Raw genomic sequence first — 16,721 nt, 5'->3', positions numbered from 1 at the left:
TGAACGGGAAGTGGCGTGTCGGGGCGCGGCTGGTTGTGCGGGTTTGTGACCTGGGCCACAATCTGCGGGGTGAGCGCGACGACGGAGTCCGAGTCCCCCGCCCCTGCCACCCGCGCCTGGCCGCCGGCCACGCCGCCCGAGCCGACCTACGTCGAGGACCGGCTCAACTACTGGGCGGAAGCCACGCCGGACGCCGAGGCGATGACCTACCTCGGCCGCACCTGGACGTGGAAGGAGTGGCACGACCGGGTGCATCGCGCGGCCGGCGGGCTGCGCGACCTCGGCATCGCGCGCGGCGACGTCGTGTCGTTCCTCGACAAGAACCACCCCGCCTGCGTGGAGATCAGCCTCGCCGCAGGGTCGATCGGCGCGGCCAACGCGATCATCAACTGGCGCTCGGCCGGCGACGAGATCGACTACGCCGTCAACGACTCCGGCGCGAAGGTGCTCTTCGTCGGCCGCGAGCTGATGCCGACGATCGAGGCGATCCGCGACCGGCTGCCCAACGTGAAGACGATCATCGAGGTGACCCCGGAGGGCGGCTCCGACGATGCCTACGAGCAGTTCCTCGCCTCGGCCACGCCCTGCGACGACGGGCCCGACGTGCTCGAGGACGACGTCTGTCTGGTCATGTACTCCTCCGGCACGACCGGACGGCCCAAGGGCGTGATGCTCACGCACCGCAACATGGTCCGGCACACGGTCAACGGCCACGACGGCTGGGGGTTCGAGCCCGGCGACAAGTCGATGGTGGCCATGCCGCTGTTCCACGTCGGCGGGTCGTCGTACGTCCTGTTCGGGATCCACGACGGCATCCCCAGCGTGATGACCCGCGAGCCCGACGCCGCCTCACTGGCCGGCGCCATCATGGCCGGCGCCAACCGCACCTTCCTCGTCCCGGCCGTCCTCGCGCAGGTGCTCCAGGCCGGCCCCGACGCGGTCAAGCTCTTCGGGCTGCTCAAGACCTACACGTACGGCGCCGCGCCGATGCCGCCGCCGCTGCTGCGCGCCGCCATGCAGGCCTGGCCCGACACCGACTTCATCCAGGTCTACGGGCTCACCGAGGTCGCCGGCGTCGCCACCCACCTGATGCCCGAGGACCACCGCACCGCGGAGTCCTCCGGTCACCCCGAGCGCCTGGTCTCGGCCGGCAAGCCGCTGCCGGAGTGCGAGGTCCGGATCGTCGACCCTGCGTCCTCGGCGGACGTGGGGGTGGGTGAGCACGGGGAGATCTGGCTGAAGACGCCCCAGCTGATGAAGGGCTTCCTCAACAAGCCCGAGGCCACCGCCGAGGTGATCACCGCCGACGGCTGGTTCCGCACCGGCGACATGGGCCACGTCGACGAGGACGGCTACGTCTTCGTCTCCGACCGGCTCAAGGACATGATCATCACCGGCGGCGAGAACGTGTACTCCCCCGAGGTCGAGCGGGTCCTCTCCGAGCACCCGGGAGTCCTCGAGGTGGCGGTGATCGGCGTACCCGACCCGACGTGGGGCGAGTCGGTCAAGGCCGTCGTCGCGCTCCGCGAGGGGTCCGATGCCACCGAGGTCGAGCTGATCGGGTGGACCCGCGAGCGGCTGGCGCACTACAAGGCGCCCAAGTCCGTCGACATCATCACCGCGCTCCCCCGCAACCCCACCGGCAAGATCCTCAAGCGGGAGCTGCGCAAGCCGTACTGGGACGAGCAGGCGCGCCAGGTCTGACGACTCCCGCTCGGGCCCCTGCGGCGCGGGCTGGCCGGCCTGGCTGTAACACGCCGTCCACTCGACTACCTGACGGTTCTCCGCAGAATCGAGCTCCAGATCGGGGCATTTCTGCTGAATCGCGCCGGGTAGTCGGGTGGACGGCGTGTTACTTGTCGAGATGTCAGGGCGACCAGCAGGGCAGCACCGGTCCCCGACGTACGACGATGCGCGGCTTCGGCCGGCGCGGCCCGAACTGCGCCAGGTCGGAGATGTCGGTACCGAACCGGGCACACGTGTCGAGGAACTCACGTCGGCAGCGCTCGAGCGCTGCCTTCCGCTGCCGGCCGAAGAAGTCGTTCCAGGTCAGTCGCGAGACACCGGTCTTGAACCCCGTCACGAAGTCCTGCCGCAGCTTCTCGTCCCAGAGCGTCTCCTCAGGATCCTTCACGGAGAACCCGCCGTCGCCAACGAGCCGGAGCTTCAACCGGCCGTCGATCTCGAACATGTGCCGCCCCAGGCGCAGGTCGCACCAGGCCGTCCGGCCGTCAGCGGTCAAGCCGAACTGAGGTTGGGGGACGCCGTACCCGAGCTCGGTGACGAAGTCCCGCCCGAGGGACTCCGCGACGGAGTCGGTGTGCGGCGATGCGGAGGCGACGACGTCGTGGACCACGGTGACGTAGGGCCAGTGGGTCATCGCTCCCGCCGCGCGCTCGAGGTCGGCACGCGTGGCCCCGGATCGGAGCGCTGAGTCAGCGGCAACCAAGCCGTGGAGGTAGCCGTGCTCGCGCGCGATGTCGAGGCTCGTTCGCGCGGCGTCCAGTGCGCGAACACCGTCGACCTCGATGACTTGACCGAGCTCGTAGGGCGCCAGGTGGTGCTTGACGCCGTGGCGCAGGTGCGCGCCGACGATGCCGGGTCGACCCACGTGGGTGACCGGGTCGCGCTCCTCGAGCACGTCGAGCTGCTGGAGGTGAGCCGACGAGTGGTGCGACATGACATGCGGGTCCCCGATCCGGAGGCTGGCGGCCCGGCCGACCAGAACCCTCCGCTGGACCGTCGTCGTGAGCGACTCGACGTACGACCTCTCGGCGTAGACACCTTGTCGTACTGCAGTCCACGCACCGGACCGGACGAGGCTGTCGATCTGGTGGCCGGCCATCCCGGCTTCCATCGCCTGGTGCCTGGTGACCAGCCCCCATTGCGCGCTCATCAGCGCCACGACCCGAGCATTCATGCACGCGAGCATCGGCGCTGGCACCTTCCCGCGGCGTCGTGCCCGTCATGACCTGTGGACCGAGCCCCCGCTGGCTGTGCATGTGGAGAACCAGCGACACGTTCCGGGACCCATGGGCCGGCCGGGATGTAACACGCCGTCCATGTGACTGGTCGACGGTTGTCAGCAGAATCGAGCCGTTCTGCGGGGCATTTCGGCTGACGACCGGCAGGTAGTCGGGTGGACGGCGTGTTACTGCACACCAGCCCGAGCCATCAGCCCGAGCCGAAGCCGGAGCCCGCGCAGGAGCTCGCCGACAGGTCTGAGCCCACTCATCAGAACTCCTCAACGCGTCCTCAGCGCGCTCACAGGGACACTGCCCACGATGGAGGCATGACCCAGCTTCCGCCGCCGCCCCCGTTCCCGCCGGCCCCGTTCGGACCGACGCCGCCCCCACAGCGGCGTCCCCGCCGGGCCGGGTTCGCGGTGGCGGTGCTGACCGGTGCCCTGGTGGTCGGGGGCGGCGCGGGGGTGGCGACCGCCGCGATCTACGACAGCGCGACGGGCGGGTCGGGCGGGTCCGCCACAGCACCGCTCTCGGTGGTCGACAACGGCAACCCCAAGCCGGCGTCGGGCAGCGTGGAGTCGGTCGCTGCGGCCGTGCTGCCGTCGGTGGTGGCCCTCGAGGTCAGCGGCGGCGGCGCGGCGGGCAGCGGGTCGGGCGTCGTGCTCGACGCGAACGGCACGATCCTCACCAACGACCACGTGGTGACCCTGGGCGGGGAGATCCCGGCCGACCAGGCCGAGGTGACCGTGTCGTTCAACAACGGCAAGAAGGTACGGGCGACGGTCGTCGGCACCGACCCGCTCACCGACACCGCCCTGGTCAAGGTCGAGGGCGTCTCCGACCTCAAGCCGATCACCATCGGCAAGTCGAGCAACCTCGACGTGGGCGAGCAGGTCGTCGCGATCGGGTCGCCGTTCGGCCTCGACGCCACGGTCACCAGCGGCATCGTCAGTGCTCTCGACCGCCCGGTCGAGGTCGCCCGCGACCCGCAGGGCAACGCCACGGCGTACCCGGCCATCCAGACCGACGCGGCCATCAACCCCGGCAACAGCGGCGGTCCGCTGGTCAACATGGACGGCCAGCTGGTCGGCATCAACGCGTCGATCCGGTCGACGTCGTCGGGCCAGGGCGCCGAGTCGGGCTCCATCGGTCTCGGCTTCGCGATCCCGATCGACGAGGTGCTGCCGATCATCGACCAGCTCCGCGCCGGCGAGACACCGACCCACGCCCGGCTGGGCATCCAGGTCGCCGACGCCGCGGGTACGGCGGGCTCCAGCGACACCACCCTCACCGGCGCCCGCATCGCCCAGCTCGAGAAGGGCTCGGCCGCGGCCTCCGCCGGCCTGGAGCAGGACGACGTCATCACCGCGATCGACTCCCATCAGATCGACGGCAGCGAGGCGCTGATCGCGACGATCCGCGCCTACCGTCCCGGCGACACCGTCAAGGTGACCTACCTGCGCGGCGGCAAGGACAGCACGACCGAGCTCAAGCTCGGCTCGGACTCCTAGGGCATGGGGCCTAGGGCCTAGGAGCCGCCGCCCCCGGCCTTGCGCCGGTGCATCTTCGGGGCACCGCCGACCACCTCGGAGCCGTGGGCCTTCTCCTTGGCCGGCCCGTCCGCGTGGACGCCCTGCTCCTTGTGGTTCTTGCGGTCGAGGGCCTCGCGCATCCTCGCCTTGAGATCGTCGTTCGCGCCGTTGGCAGTCATGGTCGTCCTTCCGCAGCAAGGTGGGGTGACTCCCCCACCGTTGCATCCCGGCGCCCGGGAACCAAGGCATTAACGGGGTGGCGCGGCGATCTTCTGCAGATCCGCCGACCGGGCAGTGGGCGCGAAGCCGAGCCGCTCGTTGATGTCGATCATCGGACCGTTGACCTCGGCGTTCCAGGTCACGACCCGGCGTCCGGTGGTGTCGAGGTCGCGCTGCAGTGCCTGCAGGTTGGCGACCTTGAGGGCCAGCCCGAGGCGGTGGCCGCGATGGTCGCGCCGCACGAGCGTCCCCCACTGGTGGACGAAGACCGGGTCGTGGGCGGGCACCATCAGCATCGACTGGGCGACCACCTCGCCGCGCTCGTCGAGCGCGACGGCATGCCACGGCGTGCGCGCCTGCCGGGCCTGTGCGGCCTCCGCCTCCCGGTGGGCCGCGACGTCGGCGGTCAGGTCCTCACGCTCGACCTCGCCGGCCGGCGCCTCGGTCATCAGCGTGGTCGAGACCGCCAGCCAGCCGACGACCAGGTCGTCGGGCACCGGACCGGACCAGGTCCGGATCTGGTACGACGCGTGGTGCGGTGCGGCCTCCGCGGCGAGGAGCGCGAGGTGGTCGGCCGCCACGGGCAGCGGGAGCTCGCGCTGGATCTCGCCGATGCCGAACCGGTAGCCGCGGGCCTGCGCGAACGCCATTCCGGGCACGCCCGCCCCGTCGACGGGACCACCGTCGAGCCACTGCGCGCGGGTGTCGAAGCGTGTGCGCCCGGCCGTGGCCGCCAGCGCCTCGACGTGGTGCAGCAGGCGGGTGCCGAGCCCCTGCCGTCGTACGTCGGGGCGCACGTGGACGTCGATCTCGGCGCCGTCGAGGTTGTCGAGCAGGCGCAGCGAGAGCCAGCCGGCGGCGACGGTCTCCCCGTCGAGGCGACCGGCGAGCAGGGCGACCCGGCGTTGCCGACCCGCGTCGCGGACGAGCACGGCCTGCTCCTCCGCCGTCGCCGTCGTGGCGTGCGGACCCAGCTCGTGCCGCTCGGACGCGGCAACCACCGCGGACCAGGCCTCCAGCGCAGAGCGGTCGTCGGCACCGATCTCCACGATCTCCAGCTCGCTCATCGCGCCCGTGCCACCCGCCCCTCGTCCCACACCGGTCCGTCGGACTCGTAGACCGTGCCGTCGGCGCCGAACACGCAGAAGCGGTCGAACCCGCGGGCGAACCAACGGTCGTGGGTGACCGCGACGACGGTGCCGTCGAACGCGGCGAGACCTTCCTCGAGCGCCTCGGCGGACTGCACGTCGAGGTTGTCGGTGGGCTCGTCGAGCAGCAGCAGGGTCGCGCCGGACAGCTCGAGGAGCAGGATCTGGAAGCGCGCCTGCTGGCCGCCCGACAGCGACTCGAAGGGCTGCTCGGCACTGGCGGCGAGCTCGTAGCGGTCGAGCACGCGGCTCGCCTGCTCACGGCCCATTCCCTGCCGTCCGTTGGGCACGCCGTCGCCGCGGTGCAGGATCTCGACCAGGGTCCGCCCGACCAGCTCGGGGTGCTCGTGGGTCTGCACGAACCAGCCCGGCCGCACTCGGGCGCCGAGCCGGGCGCGGCCGGTGTGCGCGACCGGAGCGATCGGTACGTCGCCCACCGGGCGGTGCTCGACGTCGGGGTCGCTGCCGCCCGCGGCGAGCAGGCGCAGGAAGTGGGACTTGCCGGAGCCGTTGGAGCCGAGCACGGCCAGCCGGTCGCCGTACCAGACCTCGAGGTCGAAGGGCTTCATCAGCCCGGTGAGCTCGAGCTCCTCGCACACGACCGCGCGCTTGCCGGTGCGGGCCCCGGACAGGCGCATCGTCACCTGCTGCTCGCGGGGCTGCTCGGTCGGCGGGCCGGCCTCCTCGAACTTGCGCAGCCGGGTCTGGGCCGCGCGGTACTGCGAGGACATGCCGTCGTTGTACTCCGCCTTGATCTTCAACCGCAGGACCAGCGCCTTGATCTTGGCGTGCTCCTCGTCCCAGCGGCGGCGGAGCTCGGCGAAGCGGGCGAAGCGGTCCTTGCGCGCCTCGTGGTACGACGCGAAGCCGCCCGGGTGCGTCCAGACGCTGTTGCCCCCGCCGCCCGCGCCGAGCTCGACGGTGACGACGTGGGTGGCGGCATTGGCCAGCAGCTCGCGGTCGTGGCTGATGAACAGGATCGTCTTGTCCGAGGCGGCGATCCGCTGCTCCAGCCAGATCTTGCCGGGCACGTCGAGGAAGTTGTCGGGCTCGTCGAGCAGCAGGACCTCCTCCGGTCCGGCCAGGAGGTACTCCAGCACGAGGCGCTTCTGCTCGCCGCCGCTGAGCGTGCGGAGCTCGCGGTACTTCGCCCGGTCGTAGGGCAGCGCCAGCGCCTTGACCGTGCACACGTCCCACACCACCTCGACGTCGTACCCGCCCGCGTCGGCGTACTCCGCCAGGGCGTGGGCGTAGGCCAGCTGGGTGGCCTCGTCGTCGGTGTCCATCAGGGCCAGCTCCCAGCGGTCCACCTCGGCAGCCGCGACCCGCACCCGCTCGGGGGCGAGACCGAGCAGCAGGTCCGCGATGGTCGGCGACCCTTCGCTGGTTGAGCCTGTCGAAACCCCGCGGTCCACCATCTGCCGCATCACGCCCAACCCGCCGGAGCGGGTGACCGCGCCGGCGTGCGGCTGCAGGTCGCCGGTGATGATCCGGAACAGCGTGGTCTTCCCGGCGCCGTTGGCGCCGACGAGCGCGACCTTGGCGCCCTCCCCGACGCGGAACGACACGTCGTCGAGCAGCACCCGCCCGTCGGGCAGCTCGAACCGGACGCCGGCGACCTCCACATGACCCACGAGGGTCGATTGTCCGCGAAGAGGCCGCCGGCTGCGACCCGATTACGCGCGTCGCTCCAGCATCGGCACCCGCGAGCGCGTGCACACCGCCGTGATCAGGGTCGCGAGGAGCGGAACCCCGAGCCCCACGCCCGCGAGGTTCGCCCACGGCACCGTGAAGGACGGCGCACCGAACGTCGCCCGCAGGGCGTAGGACACGAAGCTGCCGAGCACCACGCCGACCAGAGCGCCGACCCCCGAGATGACCAGGGCCTGCGCGCCGGCCAGCCGGCGTCGTACGGCGGGATCGGCACCCACCGCGGACAGGGTCGCCAGCTCGCGGCGGCCCTCGGCCGCGGAGAGCGCGACGGCGATGGCGACGCCGATCAGGGTGACCAGCGTGGCGATGCCGCCGACGACGAGCAGGGCGATGCGGTAGTCGTCGTGGTACGGCTCGCCGGTCGAGGCCCCGGCCCGGTGTCCCTCACGCGCGGCGCGGAGCCCGGCCTGCACCTGGGCCGGTGTGGCATCGGCCGCGAACGCGATCTTCCGGTTGGCGTCGGGATTCGTCACCAGCGCGTTGGCCTCGGCGGTCTCGGCGCTCATGAAGACGCTCGGCATGGAGGTGTAGTAGGTCTTTCGTTGCACCACCTTCGCGGGCAGCGAGACCTTCGGGACGTCGTCCTCCGTGCCGTCGGGCGCCACGTCGAAGTCGAGGGTCGCCGTGGCCCTGCCGTCGGCGTCGACGAGCGACGGGGAGGTCACGAGGACCTCGCCGCGGTCGAGAGCCGCCTGCTCTGCGGAGGTGACGTCCCGCCCGAGGGTGAGTCGCAGCAGCACCGGGTCCGCGATCGCCGCGGAGCCGGAGCTGCCGTAGGTGATGCAGCCGCTGTCGCAGCTCACGTGGTCGTTGAACCAGAGCGACTGGACGGGCGGCATCCCCGCCTCCTGCTGGTCCGGCGGGACGGCGTAGCCGAGCTCGGTCGGCGCCAGTACCTGCGCGTCCGGGAGGACGGCTGCCGCCCGCTCGACGGCCGCGCTGGTGACCGCCGCGCTCTCGGTCTGGTCGTTGCCGTACTGCGAGTAGATGCTCATCACGTTGTCAGGCAGGTCGGGCAGCCAGCGGGCCTCCTCGGCCCGGGCCGACCCGGTCATCGCGAATGCCGCCACGACGGAGCCGGCGACGGCCAGCATGATCGCGCTGGTGGCCGGCCCGGTGCGGTGCCGGTGCCGGTCGGCGTCACGGACGGCCAGCCGTCCGGGCAGCGGCAGCCGGGCACCGAACCTGCCGATCAGGCCGAGCAGCGAGGGCATCGCGAGCACGAGGCCGGCAACGCCGAGGACGGCCCCGGCGAGCACGAGCGCGATCGGGACGGTCGGGCTGGGCGGCATGAGTGAGACGCCGGTCAGCTGCGCGGTGGCCAGCGCGTCGGCGTACGCCGTGAAGTCGCCGGCCATCATGCCGCTCCCGACCAGCCCCAGGACGACGCCGGCCCCGATGCCGAGTCCACCGACCACGGCGGTACGGCGTGAGTGCTCCCGGCTGGTCCGGAACCTGCCCGACAGCGCGTCGAGCGGCTGCTTGCGGGCGGCGCCGATGGCGGGGACGACGGCCGCGAGCACGCCGGACAGCACGCCGACCACGACCGCGATCAGCACCTCCGGCCCGATCCGGAAGACCGGGATCGTCGAGCCGTTCATCCACTCCCACAGCGGCCACCCGAGTCGAGCGACCAGCAGGCCGACGACGACGCCACCGACGGTCCCGAGCACACCGAGCGTGGCGCCCTGGACGAGCAGGACCGCCCGCAGCTGGCGCGGCGCGGCGCCCCCGGCGCTGATCAGGCCCATGTCGCGGACCTGCTTGCGGGCGCCGACCGCGAAGGCCGCGCCGGCGAGCAGGACCACCTCGAGCAGGCCGAGGCCCACGATCAGGGTGGTGAGCGCAGCTCCACGCACCTGGTCGAGGGTGAGTGGCTCGTCCCAGTCCTGGTACTTGTCGCGGTGGACGTAGGTGTCGCGCGGGTAGAGCACCACGCCCTGCTCGGCCAGCTGGTGGGCGAGCGCGTTGGCACTGGTGCCGGGAGGCAGGTCGAGGAGATAGGTCGGCTGGATGTCGTAGGGCCCGTCGAGCCGGGGCCGCGGGACGATCTCCTGTCCCGGCTGGGCATAGACCTCCGTGCAGCGCAGGCAGTGCTCGTCGCGGACGATGCCGCTGACCGTGATCCGGGTGCCGGTCAGGTCATCGGTGACGACGTCACCCGGGCCGACGTGGAGCTTGTCCGCGACGCCCTGGGTGATCGCGACCTCACCGGGGCCGGGGTACTCGCCATCACGCAGCTGCATGCGATCGGGCTGGAAGACCGACGGCATCGTGGCCTCGGCAAGCGGCGCCTCCTCGTACCGGCCGCCCTTGCGCAGCAGCAGGAACGGGCCACCGTCGGTGCTCGAGGCGACCTCGGTCCGGGTGCCCGGCGGCAGCAGCCGCTCCAGGTCGACGGTGGCGGGGTCGCGCTCACCGACGCCGCCGTAGCCACCGTTCCACTCGGAGTAGAGATGGAAGTCCTTCAGCCGTTCTGACGACGTGACGACGAGCTTGGCGTCGGCGCTGCCGAGGTTCTGGTGGGCGTACCCGACCGGCGAGTCGGTGGACCGGTAGAGCACGTCGCTGAACGTGGCCACCGCGACCGGCAGGCCGATGAGCAGCGCGATCAGGATCGACCGCGCCAGGTTGCGGCGGATCGAGCGTCGCGCCATCCGCTGGGCGGGCTTCCAGACGCTCACGTCAGCGCCCCGAGGTCGAGGACGGCCGGGGCGTCGGCGACGGTCTCGTCGACGATGGCGCCGTCGCTGATGAACACCACCCGGTCGGCCCAGGCGGAGTGTCGGGGCTCGTGGGTGACCAGCAGGCAGGCGGCACCGGCGTCGCAGCGCGCCCGGAGCAGGCGCATGACGCCCTCGCCGGTCTCGCTGTCCAGCGCCCCGGTCGGCTCGTCGGCGAGCACCAGGCGCCGCGGGCCGATCAGGGCGCGGGCGATCGCGACCCGCTGCTGCTGGCCGCCGGACATCTCGTCCGGGAACCGGTCGGCGACCTCCCGCAACCCGATCTCCTCGAGCGCGGCGAGCGCCTCGGTCCGGGCGTCGGCGGCCGGGGTGCCGTCGAGCTCGCGAGGCAGGGCGATGTTCTCGGCGGCGGTCAGCGACGGCACCAGGTTGAGGTCCTGGAAGACGTAGCCGATCGAGCGGCGCCGCAGCCGGGCCAGCTCCTTGCGGGACAGGCCGCCCAGCGACTGGCCCTCGACGAGGACGTCACCGGAGCTGGGGGCGTCGAGGCCGCCGGCCAGGTGCAGCAGGGTGCTCTTGCCGGAGCCCGAGGCGCCGCGTACGGCGACCAGCTCGCCCGGGGCGACGGTGAGGGTGGCGGCGTGCAGGGCGGTCACGAGGGTCTCGCCGACGCCGTACACCTTGCCGGCGTTGCGAATCTCCAGGACGGGGTTGGCGGTCACTGGACGGCCTCCTTCTCGGGGGTCTCTGCGGTTCGGGCCTTGCGGAGCCGGGCTTCACACCGGTCGAGCCAGCTGACCTCGGCCTCGACGGCGAAGATCAGCGAGTCGACCACCATCACCCGGGCCAGGTCCTCGTCCGGGACGGACGCCTTGGCGCGGGTCAGGGACTGCAGGGAGCTCATCGCCTGGCGGCGCTGGGCCTGCACCACCTCGCGGGCCTCGACCCCCGGGGTGCTCACCGCCATCGCCAGCTTGATCGCGAGCTCGTCACGCGGCCGCGACTCCTGCGCGATCGGCGAGCGGAACCAGCCGGCGAGCTCCTCGCGGCCGGCCGGGGTGAGCGCGTAGACCACGCGCCCGTCGTCGTCCGGCACCCCGTCGGCCTCGATCTGGCCGCCCTTCTCGAGGCGCTGGAGGGTCGAGTAGACCTGCCCGATGTTCAACGGCCAGGCCGACCCGGTCGTGGCCTCGAACTCGGCCTTCAGCTGGTAGCCGTACTTCGGGCCCGGCGCCAGGAGCGCCAGGAGACCGTGCTTGATGGACATGAGTACGGAGTATGCATACGGCGTATCCATATGTCCAGAGGCGCGCCGCGCCGCACAGCTGTCGATGTCGGGGTCAGCGCACCTTCGTGAGCAGCTCGGCCACCAGGTCGCGGTCGGGCGCGGTGACGAAGACGGCGTACTTCCCGCGCCAGACGTAGCCGCCCCAGACCGTCCCGTTGCGAACCAGCTCCCCCTCGCCCATGGCGGGCTGGTAGGTCGCGGCGAGCAGGAACTGGACACCCTCGCTGTCGTTAGTGCGGCGGCACTCCGGGCCGGGGGCGAACTGCGGGATGCCCCCACAGGAGTGGGCCTGCCAGGTCGGCGGCACCTCGAGCGACACCCCGTCGGCCTCGACCGAGACGAGCGAGGTGCGCGGCGCGCACGCCGCCATCCCGCTTGCAGCGCGGACCTTCGCGGAGCCGACGACGAGCTGGGCGAGCGCGTACGACGGCGCGACCACCGCCACCGACGCCTCGACGGATCCCCCGGCCACGTAGGCGAAGTGCGTCGCGTCGCGCTCTCCGACGAAGGCGGCGTAGTCCTCGGGCAACGGGCCGGCGCAGACGACATAGCCGGAGGTGTCCGCGCCCGCCGGCAGGCCCCAGCCGACCGGCGTCTCATAGGCCAGGTCCGGGCCGCCCCCGGCGACCCACCGGCTGCCGTCGACGACCGGCTGGCCGGCGACGCGCGCACTGGCGAGCACCTCGCGGACCAGGTCTCGGTCGGGGCCGGCGACCGACAGGACCTGCTGGCCGACGTACACGTAGCCGGCCCACGGACCGTCGGCGTCGGGGAGCCGGAGGAGCTCGCCCGGGCCCATCTCCGCGTCGTAGGTCGCGCCGCCGGAGAAGCCCGCACCCTGCCAGTCGGTGCACGGATCAGTGGGGGCCCAGATGGCACGGCCGTCGCAGTCGAAGCGACGCCAGTCCCCCGGGACCTCGGCGCGGACGTCACCGTGCCGGATCGTCTGCCACTCGGACCCGCCCGACGGCGTGGTGACGTGAGCGGCCCGCGGCGCGGGCCGGGTGAGCGCGGTCGCGCCGATGCCGACCGCCAGCACCGCCACGACCGCTCCGACGACGACCCGCCGTTGCCGGCGCCGGCGGTAGCGGCGACGGGCCGCGTCCGCGAGCCCCCCACCCTCCGGCGCTCCGTCCGCGATCCCGGTCAGCGCCGCGCCCAGCCGTTCCTCGACGTCACTCATCGTCGTCACCCCGCTCGTCCCCCAGCGTCGTCCGCAGGACGGCCAGACCGCGGGAGACCCGCGAGCGCACCGTTCCCTCACGGACCCCGGTCAGGGCAGCGATCTCGTCGTACTCGAGCTGTTCGTAGTAGCGCAGCACCACCGCCGTGCGCTGAGCCTCGGGCAGCGCACGGCACGCGGCCCACAGCCGCTGACGCTCGTCGTGCCCCGGCCCGTCGGCCGGTGCGTCGCCCGGGCCGGGCACGGTGGCACCACTGTCGACGTACGCCGCCGGCGACTCGCGACGCCGGAACTTCCGCCACCAGGAGGTGTGGGCGTGGACCACCATCCGGCGCACGTACGCGTCGAGGTCGTCGGCGCGGGTGATCCGGTCCCAGCGCGGCAGGGCCCGGGAGAGCGCGTCCTGGACGACGTCCTCGGCGTCGGCGGCGTTGCCGGCGAGCAGGTGCGCCAGGCGCAGCAGGGCCGGTCCGCGGGCAGCCACCCAGGCGTCGAAGTCCGGCCGGTCGGGCGCGATCCGCGCCGCGCCGACCGACTCACCCGTCACCAGTGCCTCCACACTCCTCAGACGCACGGCGCGTCGATCCTGTTGCGAGTCTGCTGCAAGGATCTCGCCATGGAGTGGATCGACCTGCTGGAGAAGACCACCGGCGAGTTCGCCGACGTGCTCGCGAGCGGCGACCTGGCGGCCCCCGTCCCGAGCTGCCCGGACTGGACCCTCGCCGACCTCGGCGAGCACACGCGCTGGGTGCACGCCTGGGCCACGCACGCGATCACCGACAGCTCCCCCGACGGCGACACCCCCGCCCCGGGCCTCGAGCGCGACGCCCTCGTCGGCGGCTACCGGGCCGCTGCCGGCGGACTGGTCGACGTGCTGCGTCGTACCGCTCCCGACACGCCCGTCTGGACCTTCGGCCCCGACTCACGGGCCGGGTTCTGGCGGCGCCGCCAGTTCCACGAGGTCACCATGCACCTGTACGACGCCCTCGACTCCCAGGCGCGCACGGCCGAGTGGCAGCTGAGCCCCGAGCTCGGCTGGGACGGCGTCGACGAGGTCGCGACGCTCTTCTACCCGCGCCAGGTCCGACTCGGCCGCACCGATCCGCTGCCCGCCCCGGTGCGGCTGGTCGCCACCGACCTCGACCGCTCGCTCGTGCTCGAGCCCGACGCCGCCGGGGAGCCGGTCGAGCTCGCCGCCCCTGCCACGGACCTGCTGCTCGTGCTCTGGGGGCGGATGCCGGCGACCGGGCCGGCCGCCGACGTCCTCGCGCAGGCGAAGGTCACGCCCTGACCCACTCCGCCGGGCAGTGCTCGTGCAACCGGCAGCAGGCGTGTGGGTACATCTCCTCGTCCGGCCACGGGTGCGACCACCCGGCGCCGGCGAGCTCCGGGTGCGTGCACTTGTAGCGCTCAGCCCGGTCGGCCGCGGCCGCCTGCTGCAGGACGGCGGCCCGGTCGTGGGTCAGCTCGCCGCGGCGGTCGAGCAGCCGCGCGATGTCGGAGAGCGTGGGAGCGGGCACCATCAGTCCGCGACGAAGCGGGCGTCGACCTCCGCGGAGACCTCGATGTCCTCGGGCGAGAGCTCCAGCTCGGCGCCACCGCCGGAGTCCTTGGCCGCCATCCGCATGTACGCCGCCGGGCCGCCGCCGCCCATCGGCGAGATGCCGTTGCTGAGCATGCCGGCGTCGGCCACCGCGACCGGCCGGACCGGTCCGAGGCCGAGCGCGTCGGCGTACTCCTGGGCGCGACGGGCGGCGTCCTGCACGGCGCGGGCGCGCACGGTGCGCTCGAGCTCGACCCGGCGCGCCTCGGTCAGCGCCCACTGGACGCCGTCGAGGTGGAAGCCCTCGGCCGAACCGACGAGCCCGCCCACCCAGCTGGTGAGCCGGGCGAAGTCGCGGAACTTCACGTGCACGCCGACGCTGGCGTGGTGGACGAGCGGGAGCTTGCCGTCCTGGTTCCACGGCCGCTCGGCCCAGGTCCGCACGTGCTGGGTGGACCACCAGGTCACCGGCCCGTTGGCCGGGTCGTGGAGCTCCTGGACCGATGCCTTCACGGCCTCGAGGTCGCCCACGACGCGGTCGTAGACGGGCTGCAGCACGGGGCCCTGGAAGGACAACGTGACCTGCGCGGTGCCGCGCTCGGGTGGCTGGAAGGCGGAGTGCGACCCGCGCACGGTGAACTCGGTCGGCATGGCGCCACTCTAGGCACCGGTGCCTCAGGCACGACGGGTCTCGAGGACCCGGAACCCCTTCGCGCTGGCGATCCGACCGGTCGGGAAGCCCTGCTCGCCGAGCCAGCGCTGCAGCGAGTCGGCGCCGAGGTTCTTGCCGACCACCATCACCGCGCGGCCGCCGGGCGCGAGCCGCGGCAGCCAGGTCAGCAGCAGCTCGTGGAGAGCCGCCTTGCCGATCCGGATCGGCGGGTTGGACCAGATCTCGTCGTACGTCGCCGCCGGGTCGACCTGCTCCGGGACCTGCGCGATGTAGCGGTCGGCGAGACCGAGCGAGGCCGCGTTCTCGTTGGCCAGCAGCACCGCGCGCTGGTTGACGTCGACGGCGGTCACGGTGGCGCTCGGTGCCGCGACGGCGCAGGCGATCCCGATGACGCCGTACCCGCACCCGAGGTCGAGGATCCGCCCGCCGGTGGGCGGATCGGTCTCTCGGAACAGGACCGACGTACCGATGTCGAGGCGGCCCTGCGCGAACACACCGGACCCGCTGACCAGCCGCAGCTGGTGGCCCCAGACCTCGGCCTCGACGGGCGCGCGCTGGAAGGCGACCGACGGGTCGGCGGAGAAGTAGTGCTCGTCGCTCACCCTTCGGCTCCGTCCGTCTCGGCGTGGGTACGGCGAGCCGCGGTCTGCGCCACCCGGTCCGCCAGCCTGGCGGCATCGGGGTAGGCGACCTCCTCGAGCGTCAGCCCGTGCGCAGGGACGACGACCACGCCCTGGTCGCGCCGCCGTCCGGTGAGGATCTCGACAGCCCAGGCGGGGTCCTGGCGGCCCTCGCCGATGGCGATCATGCAGCCGACGAGCGCACGCACCATCGAGTGGCAGAACGCGTCGGCCTTCACGTGCCCCACGACGAGCTCGTCGTCGGTGCGGGTCCAGCCGAACTCCAGCAGGGTGCGGATCGTCGTCGCGCCCTCACGGTGCTTGCAGAACGCGGCGAAGTCGTGGAGCCCGACCAGCGAGCGCGCGGCCTCGTCCATCGCGGCGACGTCGAGCCGGCGCGGCCAGAAGAGCACGTGGTTGCGGGTCAGCGGGTCCGCGCGTGCCGGGTCGTCGACGATCCGGTACGCGTAGCGCCGCCACAGCGCCGCGAACCGCGCGTCGAACCCCTCGGGGGCCGCGCTGATCCGGTGCACCCGCACCGTCTTGTCGAGCACCCCGTTGACCCGCCGGGCGAGGATGTCGAGCTGCGTGACCTGACGAGCCGCGGTAGGCGAGCCCGCCTCCGGGTTCTCGGGCACGTCGACGTGCACGACCTGCCCGCGCGCGTGCACCCCGGAGTCGGTCCGTCCCGCGCAGGTCACCCGCAGCGAGCCCTCGGGCAATCGCAGCACGGTCGTCAGCGCGGCGGTCAGCTCCGCCTGCACCGTGCGCAGCCCCGGCTGTGACGCCCAGCCCCGGAAGTCACCGCCGTCGTAGGCGAGGTCGATCCGCAGGCGCACCGGGTCAGCCTAGGGGAACCTTTTGCGCAGGGTTGATCGCGGGGTTGATGCGGTGCCCAACAGCGCACGACGCCCGACTGAGCGGGGTTTCCGTCGGGCGCCCCGCGTGGTCTGGACTGAGCGGAGCGAGCGAGGAACGAGCGAGCGCAGCGAGGGAAGATCACGCGCCGAAGCGCGCCCGACATACGAGACGCTTCTATGGTTGTCAAGCAGCCAACGGCACGTCGTGTCCGGGTTCCGCGGGGTTCGCGTTGACGTGCAGGGTCCGGAACAGCTGGCGGGCGATGTAGCGCTTGAGGCAGCGACGGATCCG

General features: G+C 72.7%; 16 protein-coding genes. 3 read left to right on the top strand and 13 right to left on the bottom strand.

Annotated features, from left to right (window positions below; translation table 11 throughout):
- Positions 1 to 69 precede the first annotated feature (69 nt).
- Complete coding sequence (locus tag ACZYRU_RS22825) at positions 70 to 1,704, top strand: long-chain-fatty-acid--CoA ligase (RefSeq protein ID WP_488959395.1); 1,635 nt, start codon at positions 70 to 72, stop codon at positions 1,702 to 1,704.
- Between the two features lie 163 nt (positions 1,705 to 1,867).
- Here the strand turns inward: ACZYRU_RS22825 and ACZYRU_RS22820 are convergent, their stop codons facing one another.
- Positions 1,868 to 2,920: a hypothetical protein gene (locus ACZYRU_RS22820; protein WP_488959394.1), complete on the bottom strand. Its 1,053-nt coding sequence runs from the start codon at positions 2,918 to 2,920 to the stop codon at positions 1,868 to 1,870.
- Positions 2,921 to 3,292: 372 nt separating this feature from the next.
- Here ACZYRU_RS22820 and ACZYRU_RS22815 point away from each other — a divergent pair, with 372 nt between their 5' ends.
- Positions 3,293 to 4,477 (top strand): S1C family serine protease, encoded by a 1,185-nt coding sequence (locus ACZYRU_RS22815; protein WP_488959393.1) that lies wholly within the window; start codon positions 3,293 to 3,295, stop codon positions 4,475 to 4,477.
- Positions 4,478 to 4,494: 17 nt separating this feature from the next.
- Here ACZYRU_RS22815 and ACZYRU_RS22810 read toward each other — a convergent pair whose 3' ends face one another.
- The 8 genes from ACZYRU_RS22810 to ACZYRU_RS22775 all read right to left on the bottom strand — a co-directional run bounded on the left by ACZYRU_RS22810 (position 4,495) and on the right by ACZYRU_RS22775 (position 13,280).
- The gene (locus ACZYRU_RS22810) at positions 4,495 to 4,677 is read right to left on the bottom strand and encodes a DUF5302 domain-containing protein (protein WP_488959392.1); all 183 of its coding nucleotides are present in this window, start codon (positions 4,675 to 4,677) and stop codon (positions 4,495 to 4,497) included.
- A gap of 69 nt (positions 4,678 to 4,746) precedes the next feature.
- On the bottom strand, positions 4,747 to 5,784 hold the full coding sequence (locus ACZYRU_RS22805; protein WP_488959391.1) for a GNAT family N-acetyltransferase: 1,038 nt from the start codon (positions 5,782 to 5,784) through the stop codon (positions 4,747 to 4,749).
- On the bottom strand, positions 5,781 to 7,499 hold the full coding sequence (locus ACZYRU_RS22800; RefSeq protein ID WP_488959390.1) for an ABC-F family ATP-binding cassette domain-containing protein: 1,719 nt from the start codon (positions 7,497 to 7,499) through the stop codon (positions 5,781 to 5,783). Before ACZYRU_RS22800 ends, ACZYRU_RS22805 begins: the two co-directional genes overlap by 4 nt.
- Before the next feature lie 42 nt (positions 7,500 to 7,541).
- Positions 7,542 to 10,262 carry an ABC transporter permease gene (locus tag ACZYRU_RS22795; RefSeq protein WP_488959389.1) on the bottom strand — a complete coding sequence of 907 codons (2,721 nt, stop codon included), beginning with the start codon at positions 10,260 to 10,262 and terminating at the stop codon, positions 7,542 to 7,544.
- On the bottom strand, positions 10,259 to 10,984 hold the full coding sequence (locus ACZYRU_RS22790) for an ABC transporter ATP-binding protein (RefSeq protein WP_488959388.1): 726 nt from the start codon (positions 10,982 to 10,984) through the stop codon (positions 10,259 to 10,261). Before ACZYRU_RS22790 ends, ACZYRU_RS22795 begins: the two co-directional genes overlap by 4 nt.
- Positions 10,981 to 11,529, bottom strand: coding sequence for a PadR family transcriptional regulator (locus tag ACZYRU_RS22785; RefSeq protein WP_488959387.1), 549 nt, complete (start codon positions 11,527 to 11,529; stop codon positions 10,981 to 10,983). Before ACZYRU_RS22785 ends, ACZYRU_RS22790 begins: the two co-directional genes overlap by 4 nt.
- A 73-nt stretch (positions 11,530 to 11,602) precedes the next feature.
- Positions 11,603 to 12,733, bottom strand: a complete 1,131-nt coding sequence (locus ACZYRU_RS22780) for a hypothetical protein (RefSeq protein WP_488959386.1) — start codon at positions 12,731 to 12,733, stop codon at positions 11,603 to 11,605.
- Entirely contained in the window at positions 12,726 to 13,280 is a 555-nt protein-coding gene (locus ACZYRU_RS22775) for a SigE family RNA polymerase sigma factor (protein ID WP_488959385.1), read from the bottom strand. The genes ACZYRU_RS22780 and ACZYRU_RS22775 overlap by 8 nt, the downstream gene beginning before the upstream one ends.
- Before the next feature lie 69 nt (positions 13,281 to 13,349).
- Between ACZYRU_RS22775 and ACZYRU_RS22770 the strand changes: the two genes are divergently transcribed.
- Positions 13,350 to 14,024: a maleylpyruvate isomerase family mycothiol-dependent enzyme gene (locus ACZYRU_RS22770; RefSeq protein ID WP_488959384.1), complete on the top strand. Its 675-nt coding sequence runs from the start codon at positions 13,350 to 13,352 to the stop codon at positions 14,022 to 14,024.
- Here ACZYRU_RS22770 and ACZYRU_RS22765 read toward each other — a convergent pair.
- From ACZYRU_RS22765 to truA, 4 genes are read right to left on the bottom strand one after another with little or no spacing between them, the layout of a single operon-like run.
- Positions 14,014 to 14,256, bottom strand: coding sequence for a hypothetical protein (locus ACZYRU_RS22765; protein WP_488959383.1), 243 nt, complete (start codon positions 14,254 to 14,256; stop codon positions 14,014 to 14,016). The genes ACZYRU_RS22770 and ACZYRU_RS22765 overlap by 11 nt on opposite strands.
- Positions 14,256 to 14,927, bottom strand: coding sequence for an SIMPL domain-containing protein (locus ACZYRU_RS22760; RefSeq protein ID WP_488959382.1), 672 nt, complete (start codon positions 14,925 to 14,927; stop codon positions 14,256 to 14,258). Before ACZYRU_RS22760 ends, ACZYRU_RS22765 begins: the two co-directional genes overlap by 1 nt.
- Before the next feature lie 24 nt (positions 14,928 to 14,951).
- The gene (locus ACZYRU_RS22755) at positions 14,952 to 15,551 is read right to left on the bottom strand and encodes a class I SAM-dependent methyltransferase (protein ID WP_488959381.1); all 600 of its coding nucleotides are present in this window, start codon (positions 15,549 to 15,551) and stop codon (positions 14,952 to 14,954) included.
- On the bottom strand, positions 15,548 to 16,408 hold the full coding sequence (gene truA, locus ACZYRU_RS22750) for a tRNA pseudouridine(38-40) synthase TruA (RefSeq protein ID WP_488959380.1): 861 nt from the start codon (positions 16,406 to 16,408) through the stop codon (positions 15,548 to 15,550). Before truA ends, ACZYRU_RS22755 begins: the two co-directional genes overlap by 4 nt.
- Positions 16,409 to 16,721 lie beyond the last annotated feature (313 nt).

It is taken from the genome of Nocardioides sp. F233 (assembly GCF_057813895.1).
The sequence above is the reverse complement of the archived record's forward strand: the minus strand, read 5'-3'. Positions and strand labels throughout refer to the sequence as shown.